Annotated in this window: 14 protein-coding genes; 8 read left to right on the forward strand and 6 right to left on the reverse strand. The window is 60.7% G+C overall.

Going from position 1 to position 14,389, the window contains the following annotated elements:
* Positions 1 to 157: 157 nt before the first annotated feature.
* Positions 158 to 709: a cytochrome b gene (locus KGA82_RS01170; RefSeq protein ID WP_223449402.1), complete on the reverse strand. Its 552-nt coding sequence runs from the start codon at positions 707 to 709 to the stop codon at positions 158 to 160.
* A gap of 200 nt (positions 710 to 909) precedes the next feature.
* Here KGA82_RS01170 and KGA82_RS01175 point away from each other — a divergent pair, with 200 nt between their 5' ends.
* From KGA82_RS01175 to KGA82_RS01205, 7 genes are read left to right on the forward strand one after another with little or no spacing between them, the layout of a single operon-like run.
* Complete coding sequence (locus tag KGA82_RS01175; RefSeq protein WP_223449403.1) at positions 910 to 1,587, forward strand: thermostable hemolysin; 678 nt, start codon at positions 910 to 912, stop codon at positions 1,585 to 1,587.
* Positions 1,577 to 3,058, forward strand: coding sequence for an AMP-binding protein (locus tag KGA82_RS01180; RefSeq protein ID WP_223449404.1), 1,482 nt, complete (start codon positions 1,577 to 1,579; stop codon positions 3,056 to 3,058). Before KGA82_RS01175 ends, KGA82_RS01180 begins: the two co-directional genes overlap by 11 nt.
* Positions 3,055 to 3,729, forward strand: coding sequence for a TenA family transcriptional regulator (locus tag KGA82_RS01185; protein WP_223449405.1), 675 nt, complete (start codon positions 3,055 to 3,057; stop codon positions 3,727 to 3,729). Before KGA82_RS01180 ends, KGA82_RS01185 begins: the two co-directional genes overlap by 4 nt.
* Entirely contained in the window at positions 3,716 to 4,522 is an 807-nt protein-coding gene (locus KGA82_RS01190; protein ID WP_223449406.1) for an SDR family oxidoreductase, read from the forward strand. Before KGA82_RS01185 ends, KGA82_RS01190 begins: the two co-directional genes overlap by 14 nt.
* A complete protein-coding gene (locus tag KGA82_RS01195) occupies positions 4,519 to 5,163 on the forward strand; it encodes a tetratricopeptide repeat protein (protein ID WP_223414807.1) in 645 nt (214 codons plus the stop codon). Before KGA82_RS01190 ends, KGA82_RS01195 begins: the two co-directional genes overlap by 4 nt.
* An 11-nt stretch (positions 5,164 to 5,174) precedes the next feature.
* Complete coding sequence (locus KGA82_RS01200) at positions 5,175 to 5,837, forward strand: response regulator (RefSeq protein ID WP_008028051.1); 663 nt, start codon at positions 5,175 to 5,177, stop codon at positions 5,835 to 5,837.
* Positions 5,834 to 7,201 (forward strand): sensor histidine kinase, encoded by a 1,368-nt coding sequence (locus KGA82_RS01205; RefSeq protein ID WP_223449407.1) that lies wholly within the window; start codon positions 5,834 to 5,836, stop codon positions 7,199 to 7,201. Before KGA82_RS01200 ends, KGA82_RS01205 begins: the two co-directional genes overlap by 4 nt.
* An 89-nt stretch (positions 7,202 to 7,290) precedes the next feature.
* Here KGA82_RS01205 and KGA82_RS01210 read toward each other — a convergent pair whose 3' ends face one another.
* The 5 genes from KGA82_RS01210 to KGA82_RS01230 form a co-directional block, all read right to left on the reverse strand.
* On the reverse strand, positions 7,291 to 8,139 hold the full coding sequence (locus tag KGA82_RS01210) for an ureidoglycolate lyase (protein ID WP_223449408.1): 849 nt from the start codon (positions 8,137 to 8,139) through the stop codon (positions 7,291 to 7,293).
* Between the two features lie 38 nt (positions 8,140 to 8,177).
* Positions 8,178 to 8,918 (reverse strand): SDR family oxidoreductase, encoded by a 741-nt coding sequence (locus KGA82_RS01215; protein ID WP_223449409.1) that lies wholly within the window; start codon positions 8,916 to 8,918, stop codon positions 8,178 to 8,180.
* Positions 8,915 to 10,297, reverse strand: a complete 1,383-nt coding sequence (locus KGA82_RS01220; RefSeq protein ID WP_032832480.1) for an MFS transporter — start codon at positions 10,295 to 10,297, stop codon at positions 8,915 to 8,917. Before KGA82_RS01220 ends, KGA82_RS01215 begins: the two co-directional genes overlap by 4 nt.
* An 89-nt stretch (positions 10,298 to 10,386) precedes the next feature.
* Entirely contained in the window at positions 10,387 to 11,967 is a 1,581-nt protein-coding gene (locus tag KGA82_RS01225; protein WP_223449410.1) for an aldehyde dehydrogenase (NADP(+)), read from the reverse strand.
* A 128-nt stretch (positions 11,968 to 12,095) separates the two neighbouring features.
* Positions 12,096 to 13,046 carry a LysR family transcriptional regulator gene (locus tag KGA82_RS01230; protein ID WP_008024779.1) on the reverse strand — a complete coding sequence of 317 codons (951 nt, stop codon included), beginning with the start codon at positions 13,044 to 13,046 and terminating at the stop codon, positions 12,096 to 12,098.
* A 114-nt stretch (positions 13,047 to 13,160) separates the two neighbouring features.
* Between KGA82_RS01230 and KGA82_RS01235 the strand changes: the two genes are divergently transcribed.
* The gene (locus KGA82_RS01235) at positions 13,161 to 14,342 is read left to right on the forward strand and encodes a fumarylacetoacetate hydrolase family protein (RefSeq protein WP_008024778.1); all 1,182 of its coding nucleotides are present in this window, start codon (positions 13,161 to 13,163) and stop codon (positions 14,340 to 14,342) included.
* Positions 14,343 to 14,389 lie beyond the last annotated feature (47 nt).

Consider the following 14,389-nt stretch of genomic DNA (forward strand, 5'->3'; position numbering starts at 1 on the left):
TCAATCACCTTACGGTTGTAAGCCCCAAAGCCGCGAAAATTTGCTGATAGCTCAACAATGAACCTGACTATTCCATATTCAGAGCAGTATTAGGCGACCCTCGCCATGCCCCTGAGAATCGTGAGCAATCGCCGTCAGGGTCAAGAGCGCACTGAATTCATGACCTGCTTCGTCCAGACAACATCCGGGCAAGGGTGTTATCACCGACCCAGTAATGATGGAACAGGCCAGCGAGCGCATGCAGGCCGATCAGCCAATAGCCGCTGGTGCCAAGCCATTCGTGCCAGTACTTGAATCGCTTGGCCAGATCCGGATCCACCGACACCGGTGCCGACAGATAGAAGTCGAAATACGGCAAGGGCTTGCCTCCCGCAGCCAGCATCAACCAGGCCATCAGTGGCGTCACAATCATCAAGCCATACAGCGCCAGGTGCATCAGGTGTGACAGGCCGGTCTGCCAGGCCGGCGGGGTTGGAGTGATCGGTGGACGCGGCGTCAGACGCCCGAGCAGGCGAATCCAGACCAGAGCGAAAATGCTTATCCCGAACAGCCCATGCAACCCCAGGAACAGAGCTCGCGCGTTGCTGCCGCGTGGCAGCAGCCCTTTGATCTCAATGCACGCATACACGCCGACGAACAGCGCCAACATCAGCCAGTGCAGGGTGATCGACAGCTTTGCATAACGATCTGTGACTATCTCGCGGGTCATAAACACGCCTCATCAAATTTTGGGACGACTGCCTTGCGACAGCCTCTGAGCGGTTGCTTTGAACCGGCGGAGCGCAGCCTGTCGGTCAAAACTTAAGACAGTCTGAAGAACAGCGCTCAACGAACCTTTTTCACCTTCAGACTTCATTAAGAAATGCCTCGGATACTCCCCCCAAACTTATTGAGGGAGGCGTTCCGCCCATGCCCGATTTCGACTGGAACATTGCACTGCCGCTGCACTTCGGCCAGGCAGAAACGCCACAGATCGTCCTGTCCCGCGCCTTGCCGGGCGATGAACAGAGACTGGTATTCGAGAACTTTATCCAGCAACGCTTTCGCAAGGTTCACGGTGCAGACATTCGTCATTTCATGCCGCAGTTGTTCGGCATAAGCAGCACCGACGGCGAACTGTGCGCGGTCGCCGGGGTACGCCTGGGCCGTGACGAGCCGTTGTTTCTGGAGCGTTATCTGGACAAACCGATCCAGACATTGATCAGCGCCGTGGTGGAGCGTCCGGTGGATCCTGCCGGCATTGTCGAGGTCGGCAATCTGGCCGCCACCGACACCGGCAATGCCCGGATGAGCATCATTGCCATTACCTATCTGCTGGCCATGGGCGGGCTGGAATGGGTGGCATTCACCGGCAACATGGGCCTGGTCAACAGCTTTCACCGACTGGGCCTGAAACCGGTGACTCTCTGCGCCGCCGACCCGCAGCGACTGGGCGACGACCGGCACAGTTGGGGCAGCTACTACGAAAGCAAACCCTGGGTTCACGTCGGCAACATCCGCGCCGGCTTCATTCATTTGCGCAACATCGGCCTGTTCAGCCGGCTGGGCTTGCCATCGTCCCTTGACGGAGCCTGCCATGTCGCCTGAATGCCAACGATTCGAGCAGGCCTTGCGCAGCCATGCCGAGCACAAGAGCAACGTCATTGCCCTGTGGGGCGACACCCTGAAAATCGATTACGCCACGCTGTACGCTGAAGTGAAGTACCGCCAGCAACGTCTGCGCGATGAACAGGCAAGCGTCATCGCCCTGGCTCTGGACAATGGCGTCGAGGCCATACTCTGGGACTTGGCCGCGCTGTTCGAAGGCCTTGCTTGCGTGACCTTGCCCCCCTTCTTCAGCCCCGCACAGCGTGCCCACTGCCTGGAACAGAGCCAGGCAGAACGAGTGATTGCCGAACCGGAATTCGAAGCCGAACTGCTCGTTGCCGGCTATGAGAAAAGCGCCGAGTTCTGGCGACGCACGTTCGCCGGCCCGAGCCCGATGCACCCCGGCACGGCCAAACTGACCTTCACCTCCGGCACCACCGGTACTCCCAAAGGCGTGTGCCTGAGCGCCGACAGCTTGTTGCGGGTAGCGCGGGAACTGGATCAGGCCAGCAAACCCACTGAACCACAGCATCACCTGGCGCTGTTGCCGCTGGCGATCCTGCTGGAAAACCTGGGCTGCTACGCCGCGCTCTACGCCGGTGCCACCCTGAGCCTGCCGAGCCAGAAAACCCTGGGCATCCGGGGCGCCAGCGGCGTCGATGTACCGCGCTTGCTCGGTTGCCTGGCCAGCCGTTCGCCCGAGAGCCTGATTCTGGTGCCGCAACTGCTGCTGATGCTGGTCAGCGCAACCGAACAGAACGCGTTCAATCCGCAAACACTGCGCTTTGCCGCCGTCGGTGGCGCACGGGTCTCTAAGGACTTATTGCAACGCGCCCGACATGTCGGCCTGCCGGTCTATGAAGGTTACGGCCTGTCCGAATGCGCTTCGGTCGTCTGCCTCAATCGCCCCGCAGCGTACCGTGCAGGTAGCGTCGGCCGGCCCCTGCCCCACGTCGAATTGAAACTGGCCGAAGACGGTGAGGTCCTGATCAAGGGCTCGCTCTTGCTCGGTTACCTGGGTGAGCCGGCCTACACCGGCGAGTGGTGGCACAGCGGCGATCTCGGGGAGTTCGACGCGCAGGGTTTCCTCTTCCTCAACGGTCGCAAAAAGCATCAATTCATCACCAGCTACGGGCGCAACGTCAACCCGGAATGGGTCGAAGCGGAACTCACCCAACGCCAACACATCGCCCAGGCTTTTGTGTATGGCGAGGCCCTGCCGCGAAATCATGCATTGCTGTGGCCCAACCGCCCGGACTGCACGGACGAACAACTGGCTGCTGCCGTCGCCGAAGCCAACGACGCGTTGCCCGATTATGCCCAGGTGCATCACTGGACACGCCTGAATGAACCCTTCACTGCCGCCAATGGCTTGCTGACCGCCAATGGCCGCCCGCGCCGGGACGCCATCGTCGCGTTATACCGCGCACAACTGACCGAATTTCCCCATTCCGAGGAGCCCGCATCATGACGTTTTTCGACACTCTGCAAGAAGCCACTCAACAAGAGCGCCACGAACTGTTCAACCTGCCGATAATCCTCGATGCGCTGCAAGGCCAGGTCAGTCTTGAAAGCTATCGGGCGTTTCTCGCTCAGGCGTACTACCACGTGCGCCATACCGTGCCGCTGATGATGGCGTGCGGCGCACGCCTGCCCACACGCCTGGAATGGCTGCGCAAGGCGGTGTGTGAATACATCGAGGATGAATACGGCCACGAAGAATGGGTGCTCGACGACATAGCCGCCTGTGGCGGTGATCGCGAAGCGGTGCGCAACGGCCAGCCCTCGCTGCCGATTGAACTGATGGTCGGTTTTCTATATGACCTGATTGCCCGGGGCAACCCGGTGGGGCTGTTCGGCATGGTCAACGTGCTGGAAGGCACCAGCATCGCCCTGGCGACTCACGCGGCGGGCAGCATCCGTGAGCACTTGGCCTTGCCGGAAAGCGCCTTCAGTTATTTGAGCTCCCACGGTTCGCTGGACATCGAGCACATGCAGACCTATCGCCGGCTCATGAATCAACTCGACGACAGCGCCGACCAGGCCGCCGTGATCCATGCCTCGAAAGTGGTGTACCGGCTTTACGCCGACATGTTCCGCGGTTTGCCGGGCCGCCTGGAAGTCCAACATGCAGCTGCATGAGGCCCGTGTGGTCCTGACCGGCGCGAGTGGCGGTATCGGCATGGAGATCGCCAGCGCACTGTGCGCCGCCGGTGCCCGGGTCCTGGCCGTGGCTCGTCACCAGGAGTCACTGCTGCCGCTGCTCGCGCGCTATCCGCAGAATGTGCACTGGGTGGCCGCCGACCTGACGTTGCCCTTTGACCGGCACAAGGTACTGGCCGCCGTTGAGGCCATCGGCGGCATCAACCTGTTGATCAATGCCGCCGGCGTCAATCATTTCGCCATGCTGGAACAGCTCGATGACAGCGACATCAACGCCATGTTGGCGGTCAACGTCAGTGCACCGATTTGCATGACCAAGCTGCTGTTGCCGCAGCTCAAGCAAGCCGACAGTGCCATGGTGGTGAATGTCGGCTCGACCTACGGTTCGATCGGCTACCCCGGTTATGCCAGTTACTGCGCCACCAAGTTTGCCCTGCGCGGTTTTTCCGAAGCCCTGCGCCGGGAACTGGCGGATACCCGGGTCAGTGTTCTGTACGTGGCACCTCGCGCCACCCGCACATCGATGAACAGCGCGGCGGCCCAAGCCCTGAACGATGCCCTCAAGGCCAATGTCGACGACCCGAAAACCGTGGCCTCGGCCGCCCTCCACGCTATCGCCGGCGACCACCGCGACCTTTACCTGGGCTGGCCGGAACGTTTTTTCGTGCGTCTCAACAGCCTGTTGCCCAACCTGGTGGATCGAGGCCTGCGCAAGCAATTGCCACTGATCCGCCGTCTGAGCCACAAACCCGAGAACGAGCAAAAACCATGAAAAAAATCTTTGCCTGCCTTTTGATAGGCGCCTTCAGCCAGATCACCTGGGCCCTCGACAGCGCCGACCAGCAGCGCCTCTCTGCCCTCCAGCAGAGTTGGGCACACATTCAATACGAAATGCCGGAAAAACAACGCGAGCAAGCCTTCGAACAACTGGCCGCGCAAGCCTCCGCCTTCAGCCAGGAACGCCCGGCCGTGGCCGAAGCGTGGATCTGGAAAGGCATTGTCACCAGCAGCTGGGCCGGCGCCCAAGGCGGGCTCGGGGCATTGGGCAAAGCCAAAGACGCCAAGGCTGACCTGGAAAAATCCCTGACTCTGGACCCCAAAGCCCTGCAAGGCTCGGCTTACACCAGCCTCGGCGCACTGTATGACCGCGTACCCGGCTGGCCCATCGGTTTTGGTGATTCAGACAAGGCCGAACAACTGCTCAAGCTTGCCTTGCAGATGAACCCCAATGGCATCGACAGCCTGTACTTTTGGGGCGATCACCTTTACCGTCAAAAGCGCTACTCTGAGGCCAAGGCAGCGTTGCAAAAGGCGCTGCTGGCCGCCCCTCGCCCCAACCGCGAAACGGCCGACGCCGGGCGCCGCAAAGAGATCGAGACGTTGCTGGTGGACGTAAACAGAAAACTCGACTGACAGGAGTTCGCGTGCGTTTATTACTGATCGAGGATGACGTCGCCCTCGGCGAAGGCATTCACCAGGCCCTCGGGCGCGAAGGCTACACCGTCGACTGGATCAAGGACGGCAGCAGCGCCCTGCATGCCTTGCTCAGTGAAACCTTCGACCTGGCCGTGCTTGATCTCGGCCTGCCGCGCATGGACGGTCTCGAAGTGCTGCGACGCCTGCGCGACAGCGGTTCCAACTTGCCGGTCCTGATACTCACCGCCCGCGATGCCACCGAAGACCGCATCGCCGGGCTGGATGCCGGCGCCGATGACTATTTGATCAAACCGTTCGACCTGGCCGAACTCAAAGCCCGGTTGCGCGCCCTGCTGCGGCGCAGCGCCGGACGCGCTCAAATGCTGATCGAGCACGCTGGCATCAGCCTCAACCCCGGCACGCAGCAGGTCAGCTATCTTGGCCAGCCCGTGGGGCTGACCCCCAAGGAATACCAGTTGTTGCACGAATTGCTCTCGCCACCGGGTCGCGTCATGACCCGCGATCATTTGATGCAATTGCTGTACGGCTGGAATGAAGAAGCGGAAAGCAACACCCTGGAAGTGCACATCCATCACCTGCGCAAGAAATTCTCCACCGACCTGATCCGCACCGTTCGCGGTGTGGGCTATCTGGTGGAGGAACGTCGATGACGTCGATCCGTCGCCGTACGCTGACGCTGATCATCGGCTTGATGCTCGCCGGACTGGCGGTGATCAGCCTGTTTAACGTGCACGACAGCAACCACGAAATCGCCGAGGTCTACGATGCGCAACTGGCGCAGAATGCCCGCCTGTTGCAAGGCGTGATGCGCATGCCTTTGGCGAGTCAGGAACATGCGGATCTGTACCAGGCGTTCAATACGGCGCTGGGCGAGGCAGTGCCTCGCGGCGATGGTCATCCGTACGAAAGGAAAATCGCCTTTCAGGTGTGGAGTCCCAAAGGTGAAGTGCTGGTGCACACCGCCAGTGCGCCCTCGTTCGGCACGCCACCGAACACACCCGGTTTCAGTGACGTGGTGGATTTGAACAATCGTCACTGGCGCGCCTTTGTCCTTGAAGACAAACAAAATGGCCTGCGTATCTGGGTCGGTGAACGCGACGATGTGCGGGCGGATCTGGTCGATCGCATCGTCCGCCACACCCTGTGGCCGAACATGCTGGGCAGCCTGATCCTCGCGGCGATGGTTTGGCTGGCCATCGGCTGGGGGCTCAAGCCGTTAGCCGATATGGCCGCGACCCTGCGCGCACGCCATAGCGGCTCGCTGGAGCCGCTGCAAATGACACCGCTGCCCAGCGAACTTGAACCGATGCAGGCGGCACTCAACCGCATGCTTGCGCAAATTCAGGACGTGCTCGGACGTGAGCGGCGCTTCATTGCCGACGCCGCCCACGAAATGCGCACGCCCTTGGCCGTCTTGCGGGTGCACGCACAAAACCTGCTGGAGGCCGGCACCGAAAATGATCGACGCGAATCACTTGAACACCTGATCGCCGGCGTCGATCGTACCAGCCGGCTGGTCAACCAATTGCTGACCATGGCGCGTCTCGAACCGAAGACGGCAGCCAAAATCCCTCCCCCCATTGACCTCACAGCCACCGTTCGAGAAAGCCTGGTGCAGTTGACTCCCTGGCTTTTGAGCAAAGGACTTGAACTGGTTTTCGATGCGGATGATGACATCGGCCCGGTCAGGATTGATTCGGCCGACATCCACATTGCCTTGAACAATCTAGTGACGAATGCAGCAAACTTTTCACCGGCTCACGGTTTGATCAGCGTGCGCCTGGAAAGAAAAGAAGATCGCTATGAGTTATCCGTCGAGGACGAAGGGCCCGGAATCGAAGAGTCGGAACGCAATCGGCTCCTTGAGCGTTTTTACAGCCGTGGCAATGGCCAAGGGGCAGGCCTGGGGCTGGCCATCGTCAAGGCAATCGCAGATCGTACGGGAGGGGAAATCAAACTGGAAAACCGGACGCCAAGGGGGACCCGTGCGACGTTAGTGATTTGTCCTCGCTAAGCTGAGTTTGAGTTAACAAGACCCGATAAAAACGACAAAGCCCCGATTGCTCGGGGCTTTGTCGTTTCTGGTGTTTGGGAAAGCTTGCCTCAATCCGCCTGCACGGTGACTTGCTGCTGTTCGCCCAATCCCGCGATGCCCAGGCGTATGGTCTGCCCCGGGCGCAGGAAAACCGGCTGTGGCTTGATGCCCAGCCCAACGCCCGGAGGCGTGCCCGTCGAAATCACGTCGCCAGGTTGCAGGCTCATGCAACGACTCAGGTAAGCAATCAGTTGCGGCACGTTGAAGATCAGCGTCCGCGTATTCCCTTGCTGGTAGCGGTGTCCGTCGACATCGAGCCACAGGTCCAGCGCATGCGGATCGGTGATTTCATCGCGGGTTACCAGCCACGGGCCGAGCGGACCGAAGGTATCGAAGCCTTTGCCCTTGTCCCAGGTACCGCCCCGCTCCAGTTGCCATTCGCGCTCAGAGACATCGTTGATCACGCAATAGCCGGCGACATGCTCCATAGCGTTGGCTTCATCGATGTTGCGCCCGCCTTTGCCGATGACCACGCCGAGTTCGACTTCCCAATCGGTCTTCTTTGAACCGCGCGGGATCTCGATGTTGTCGTTCGGGCCGCAGATGGCACTGGTCCATTTGTTGAAGATGATCGGCTCTTTCGGCACGTCCATGTTCGACTCAGCCGCATGATCGGCGTAGTTCAGACCAATGCAGACGAATTTGCCGACCTGGCCGACGCAGGCGCCTATCCGTGGCTTACCGGCAACGATGGGCAGGCTGGACGGATCGATGGCGGCAAGCGTTGCCAGGCTTTCCGGGCTGAGGGCCAGCCCGGCGATATCCGGTACATGCGCCGAGAGGTCGCGGATCTGATTATCGGCATCCAGCAGGCCCGGTTTTTCCGAACCTTTTTCGCCATAACGCAACAGTTTCATTTAGTTCTCCTGCTCAAACCGAAAGTGCGAAGCGGGTTTCAGATGCTCATGCCGCCATCGATGACATGCACACCGCCCGTGGTGTAGGCGGACGCATCGCTGCCCAGGTACAAAGCCAACTGGGCGATCTCGTCGGCACTGCCGATGCGACCCATGGGTTGGCGGTCAAGAAATTGCTGGTAGACCCGTGCTTCGTCGACGCCTTGTTGCGCAGCCTGTGCGGCAATGCGCTGACGCAGCGACGGCGATTCCACGGTACCGGGGCAAATGGCGTTGCAGCGAATGCCCTGACTGATGAAGTCGGCGGCAACCGCCTTGGTCAGCCCTACCACCGCCGCTTTGCTGGCAGCATAGGCAAAACGATGGGGCACGCCTTTGATGCTGGAAACCACCGATGACATGTTGATGACTGATCCACCTCCGCGTTCCAGCATACCCGGCAGGAACGCGCGGATCATGCGGTACATGGCGGTGACGTTGATGTCCATCGACCGCGCCCAGTCTGCTTCATCGCACTCGAGAATGTTGCCACTGTGCACGTAGCCTGCGCAGTTGAACAGCACGTCCAGTGCGCCGATGCGCTCACTGATTTCGCTGATGGCGGTGGTCGATGTCACGTCGAGGGTAATCGCCGTTATGCCTTCAAGCCCTTCCAGCCTGCTGATATCGAGGTCCGTGGCAAACACTTCGGCACCGGCCCGGGCAAAGGCAATGGCGCTGGCCATGCCGATACCCTGCCCCGCCGCCGTGATCAGCACCCGTTTGTTCTGCAGGTTCATGCAGCCTCCAGCTTCGCGGTGAGGGGTGCTGTTTTTGGGGTTCTGCCGAGCATCGACGCGGGGATGGCGAGGATCAGCCCGCCGCTGACGAACAAGCACAGCGCCAGTACATAGGTGCCGTTGTTGATATTGCCGGTCAGGTTTTCAGCGACGGCGGTGATCATCGAGCCGGTGAAACCGGAGAGGTTGCCGAAGGCGTTGATCATGCCGATACCCGCCGCAGCGGCGACACCGGAAAGCACGGTCCCCGGCAGGGTCCAGTAAATCGGCATCAGGCTGAGGATCCCCGAGGCAGATACGCTGAGGAACAACACGGACAACACCAGGTTGTCGGCGAAATACGCGCTCAGGATCAACCCCAAACCACCGATGAAGGCCGGAATCGCCGCGTGCATACGACGCTCACCGGTCCGGTTGGAGTGCCGTGCGTTGAGCAGCATCGCAACCGTGGCAATCGAATAGGGAATGGCGGTCAGGAGGCCAATGTGCAAGCTGTTGGTGATGCCGGTGCTCTTGATGATCGAGGGCATCCAGAACGCCAGGCCGTAGAAGCCGGTGTTGAAGGTCAGCAGGATCAGGACCAGCAACCACACCCGCGGATTGAAAAACACCTCGCTCAGGCGCGAAGCCTTGCCCTGGTTATCGGTTTGCAGATTGGCCTTGAGCAAGGCTTTCTCCGCAGCGGACAGCCATTTGGCGGAGTCGATGTTGTTGGCCAGGCAGACGATGACGACGAACGCCATGATGATCGAGGGAATGCCTTCGATGATCAGCATCCATTGCCATCCGGACATGCCCTGCACGCCTTGCATGCTGCTCATCAACCAACCGGAAAGGATCCCGCCCAGGGTCAGGCTGACCGGCAAAGCCATCAGGAACCCGGACATCACCCGGCTTTGCCGATGGGTCGGAAACCAGTAGTTGAGGTACAGAATCACACCCGGGAAAAAGCCGGCTTCACAGATGCCCAACAAGAAGCGCAGCACGTAGAACATCGTGCTCGATTCGATGTGGAAGAAACCCGCCAGTGGCACGGTGAACGCCACGGCCATGGAGATCACGGCCCAGGTCAACATGATCCGGGCGATCCAGAAGCGCGCGCCGTAGCGATGCAGCAACAGGTTGCTTGGCACTTCAAACAGGAAGTAGCCCCAGAAGAACATACTGGCGCCCAAGGCATAGACGGTATTGCTGAACTGCAGCTCGTTGAGCATGTCGAGTTTGGCAAAGCCGATATTGACCCGGTCCAGGTAAGCGGCCATGTAACACAGAAGCAGGACAGGAAGAATTCGCCAGATCACCTTGCGGTAGGTCCGGTCTTCAAATTCGAGGGCGCTGGCCTGCGCCTGCGCGGGCAATTGCTCGGATATCGTTTGCATGAGGTAACCCCTGGGCATGTGGACATGCCTGATTGTTTTTATCGAATGGGTCAGGCCGAGTGAACCGTTCACTCGGCATAGCGCAATGACTAGAGTGCTTCGGTGGTTTTTTCTCCGTTGACCAGGCGCGTCAGTCCCAATGGATTGCGGTTCTTCAGCGCGTCAGGAAGCAAGGCGTCCGGGAAGTTCTGGTAGCACACCGGACGCAGGAAGCGATCGATGGCCAATGTGCCAACCGAGGTGCCACGGGCATCGGATGTCGCCGGCCAAGGACCGCCGTGGACCATGGCATCGCAGACTTCCACACCGGTGGGGTAACCATTGACCAGTACACGACCGACTTTTTGCTCAAGCAGCGCCACCAGGTCGGCGGACTGTTCCAACTCTGCCGTCTCCCCCAGCAAGGTCGCGGTCAGTTGGCCGCGTAAACCGTGCAAGGCCGCCAACAGTTCGGCCCGATCGGCCACCTCGACCACCACGGTGGCCGGACCGAAGATTTCTTCCTGCAGCAACTCGTTGCCCGTCAGCAGCAGGCTGGCATCGGCCTGGAACAATTGCGCCTGTGCCTTGTTGCCCTGCTGTGCCCGCCCTGCCAGATGAATGATCTGCGGATGCGCCAGCAACGTTTCGCAACCGTGAACGTAACTGCGCAGGCCGCCCGCATTGAGCATGGTTTGCGCGGGCTGATCAGCCATCAAGGCACTGAGCGTCTGCACAAAGTGGCTGAAGGCCGGTGAGCGAATGCCGATGACCAGGCCGGGATTGGTGCAGAACTGCCCCGCGCCCATGACCACCGACGCCGCCAGTTCGGTAGCGATGCGCTCGCCGCGCACTTGCAGTGCCTCGGGCAGGACCAGTACCGGGTTGATGCTGCTCATCTCGGCAAATACCGGGATCGGTTGCGGGCGGGCGGCGGCCATGTCGCACAGCGCCCTGCCGCCCTTGAGTGAACCGGTGAAACCGACGGCCTGAATCAGCGGATGCTTGACCAGCGTTTCACCCACGCCGGCACCGAAGATCATGTTGAACACGCCCTCGGGCATGCCGGTCTGCTCGGCGGCGCGAACGATGGCTTCGGCCACTCGTTCGGCGGTCGCCATGTGTCCGCTGTGGGCTTTGAACACCACCGGACAACCGGCGGCGAGCGCAGCCGCGGTGTCACCTCCAGCGGTAGAAAATGCCAACGGAAAGTTACTGGCGCCGAACACCGCCACCGGGCCGACACCCAGGCGACACTGACGCAGATCGACGCGCGGCAAGGGTTGGCGTGCCGGGAGTGGCAGATCGATGCGTGCACCGTAGAAGTCACCGCGACGCAGGGTCTGGGCGAACAGGCGCATCTGGCCGCTGGTGCGAGCGCGTTCGCCCTGGATGCGTGCCGCCGGCAAAGCGGTTTCCTGGCAGACCAGGGCAACGAAATCATCACCCAGTGCATCCAGCTCTGTGGCAATGGCCTCAAGGAACTCGGCACGACGGGCGGCCGGCAGATGGCGATAAACCGGATAGGCCTGGGCGGCGGCCGTTGCCGCGGCGTCCACTTCCTCGACCGTGGCCTGAATGAAGGCCGTGGGCAAAGGTTGCCCGGTCGTCGCATCAACGCTGTGCAACACCACCGATCCGGCGGCGCTGCGGCCTCCCGCGATGAAATTGTGTCCGGACAGTTCGGGCATGACAGTCTCCTGACCCTGATTGAAAGCTGGTCGCTACTGTACTGTCGCGAATCGATTCTTTCCCAATGGCATTTTTGGATTAACCGATAACGATCCGTTATCGAAATGACCGATAAACCCCATCGTATTTAACTCGCCGAATCGTTGTTCAAACGGGCGTTGTCCTTGAGTATTTCGGCAAATTCCAGAGCCGCTCCCACCAGTTGCTCGCCCTTGCGGGTGAGGATGCCGTAGTCCTGCGGGACCAAATGCAAAGGCGTATCCAGCGTCTTGAGCTGACCGCTTTCGAGCAGTGGGTTGACCATGGCATTGGGCAGCATCCCGATCATCGGCCCACGCTGCAGCACCTGGAGGAAGGTCTGCATCGAAATGGTGTCGACGGTGTTGCGGGGCATGCCCACGCCGGCTTCGGCGAACGCGAGTTCCATGCGCCCGCGAATCGGCGTACCCACCGGGTAAAGAATCCATGGCAAGTCCACCAGTTGCTCCAACGAGATGGGGCCGACACCTGCCAGCGGGTGCCGGTCGTTGACCACAATGCAGAACGGTTCGGGAGCCAGCGGTTGAAAGTCGTACCGCTGTTGCTGGCTTTGATCGGTGAAACGGGCGATGGCCAGGTCCAGCTTCTTCTCTTCAAGCATTTCCATCAGGTGGTTACTGGTTTGCTCCACCACCTCGATCGACAGCAATGGCCAGCGCTGTTTGATCTGCAAGATCGCCTCGGGCAGGGCCACCGCCGTAGCGGCAAATATTCCGCCGACCTTGAGATGACCGTGCCCCCCCTCACGCAGGCTGCTGATTTGCTCGACGAACGAGCGCGCATCGTTCAAGGCGATTTGCGCATAGCGCAGCACGTGCTCGCCCAGCGCCGTGGGCGGCATGGCCCGTGGCTGGCGCTCGAACAAGGCGAAACCGAGCAGGCTTTCGATCTCTTTGAGCATCTTGCTGATGGCCGGTTGGCTGAGGTTCATCTGTTGCGCCGCCAGGTGCATGTTACGGGTGCGCCCCAACGTGTCGATCAGCAGCAAATGCCTGAACTTGAGCCAACCGCAGAAACTGGAGAAGGACAGATCTGACATGAACACGCCTCGCACAGGTAATAACCACAAGTTATCGAATACTGAATTTATCTCATTGGAGTTTATCGACTGTCCGTCCTAGCGTGAAGTCTTTACGAACCAGGAAGATGCCCCATGTCGCTATTGCTTACTCCCGAAAACACCCTGCCCGTCGATGGCGTCGCCGGTACCTTGATCGGCCGCGCCTGGGTACCAGGCCAGATCGCCGGACCTTCGCCGATCGTCCTGCGCGCCGACGGCGTGTTCGATCTGTCGGAGCGCTTCGCGACCCTGAGTGACTTGCTGGAATCGGACGCTCCTCTGTCGGCAGTGCGCGAGACGCCGGGCACCTTCATTGCCAGCATCGAGGCCCTGCTCGCCAACACCGGACCTGACGCCGACCCGTCCCGACCTTACCTGCTGGCCCCTCTGGACTTGCAGGTGATCAAGGCCGCCGGCGTGACCTTCGCCGCCAGCATGATCGAGCGTGTGATCGAGGAGCAGGCCGGTGGCGACGCCGCCAAAGCCGAAGCCGTGCGGGCCACCGTGCACGGCGTGATCGGTGACAACCTGCGTTCGATCGTTCCTGGCTCAGAGCAGGCCATGCGTCTGAAAGCCTTGTTGATCGAACAAGGCATGTGGTCGCAATACCTGGAAGTGGGCATCGGTCCGGACGCGGAAATCTTCACCAAGGCACCGGTTCTGGCCTCTGTTGGCAGCGGCAGCCGGATTGGCATTCATCCGGGTTCGCAGTGGAACAACCCGGAACCGGAAGTGGTGCTGGCGGTGAACAGTCGCGGGCAGATTCACGGTGCGACCCTGGGCAACGACGTCAACCTGCGGGACTTTGAAGGCCGCAGCGCGCTGCTGCTGAGCAAGGCCAAGGACAACAACGCATCCTGCTCGATCGGGCCGTTCATCCGCTTGTTCGACGAGCACTTCAGCCTGGACGATGTCCGCGCCTGCGTGGTCGACCTTGAGGTGCAAGGTGAGGACGGTTACCGGATGCACGGATCGAGCTCCATGAGCCAGATCAGCCGTGACCCGCAGGACCTCGCCGGCCAGACCCTCAACGCCAATCACCAATACCCCGATGGTTTCCTGCTGTTTCTCGGTACCCTGTTCGCGCCCACCGAAGATCGCGATCATGTCGGCAGTGGTTTCACCCACAAACTGGGGGACCGGGTCAGCATCAGCAGCCCGTTGCTCGGCAGCCTGCACAATCAGGTGACCCACAGCTGCGAGGCGACGCCTTGGACCTTTGGCGTGAGCGCCTTGCTGCGTAACCTGGCGTCCCGAGGACTGCTGCCACGCTGAGCCAGAACAGATTGTCGATTCATCCAATTACAAGAGAGACATGAATC

This window comes from Pseudomonas sp. BF-RE-22, from assembly GCF_019956155.1.
Classification (GTDB): Bacteria; Pseudomonadota; Gammaproteobacteria; order Pseudomonadales; family Pseudomonadaceae; genus Aquipseudomonas; species Aquipseudomonas migulae.

What these genes read in the sequence shown, in the direction of transcription:
- KGA82_RS01170 (WP_223449402.1), bottom strand. Translation starts at nt 709, where the DNA reads ATGACCCGCGAGATAGTCACAGATCGTTATGCAAAGCTGTCGATCACC.
- KGA82_RS01175 (WP_223449403.1), top strand. Translation starts at nt 910, where the DNA reads ATGCCCGATTTCGACTGGAACATTGCACTGCCGCTGCACTTCGGCCAG.
- KGA82_RS01180 (WP_223449404.1), top strand. Translation starts at nt 1,577, where the DNA reads ATGTCGCCTGAATGCCAACGATTCGAGCAGGCCTTGCGCAGCCATGCC.
- KGA82_RS01185 (WP_223449405.1), top strand. Translation starts at nt 3,055, where the DNA reads ATGACGTTTTTCGACACTCTGCAAGAAGCCACTCAACAAGAGCGCCAC.
- KGA82_RS01190 (WP_223449406.1), top strand. Translation starts at nt 3,716, where the DNA reads ATGCAGCTGCATGAGGCCCGTGTGGTCCTGACCGGCGCGAGTGGCGGT.
- KGA82_RS01195 (WP_223414807.1), top strand. Translation starts at nt 4,519, where the DNA reads ATGAAAAAAATCTTTGCCTGCCTTTTGATAGGCGCCTTCAGCCAGATC.
- KGA82_RS01205 (WP_223449407.1), top strand. Translation starts at nt 5,834, where the DNA reads ATGACGTCGATCCGTCGCCGTACGCTGACGCTGATCATCGGCTTGATG.
- KGA82_RS01210 (WP_223449408.1), bottom strand. Translation starts at nt 8,139, where the DNA reads ATGAAACTGTTGCGTTATGGCGAAAAAGGTTCGGAAAAACCGGGCCTG.
- KGA82_RS01215 (WP_223449409.1), bottom strand. Translation starts at nt 8,918, where the DNA reads ATGAACCTGCAGAACAAACGGGTGCTGATCACGGCGGCGGGGCAGGGT.
- KGA82_RS01220 (WP_032832480.1), bottom strand. Translation starts at nt 10,297, where the DNA reads ATGCAAACGATATCCGAGCAATTGCCCGCGCAGGCGCAGGCCAGCGCC.
- KGA82_RS01225 (WP_223449410.1), bottom strand. Translation starts at nt 11,967, where the DNA reads ATGCCCGAACTGTCCGGACACAATTTCATCGCGGGAGGCCGCAGCGCC.
- KGA82_RS01230 (WP_008024779.1), bottom strand. Translation starts at nt 13,046, where the DNA reads ATGTCAGATCTGTCCTTCTCCAGTTTCTGCGGTTGGCTCAAGTTCAGG.
- KGA82_RS01235 (WP_008024778.1), top strand. Translation starts at nt 13,161, where the DNA reads ATGTCGCTATTGCTTACTCCCGAAAACACCCTGCCCGTCGATGGCGTC.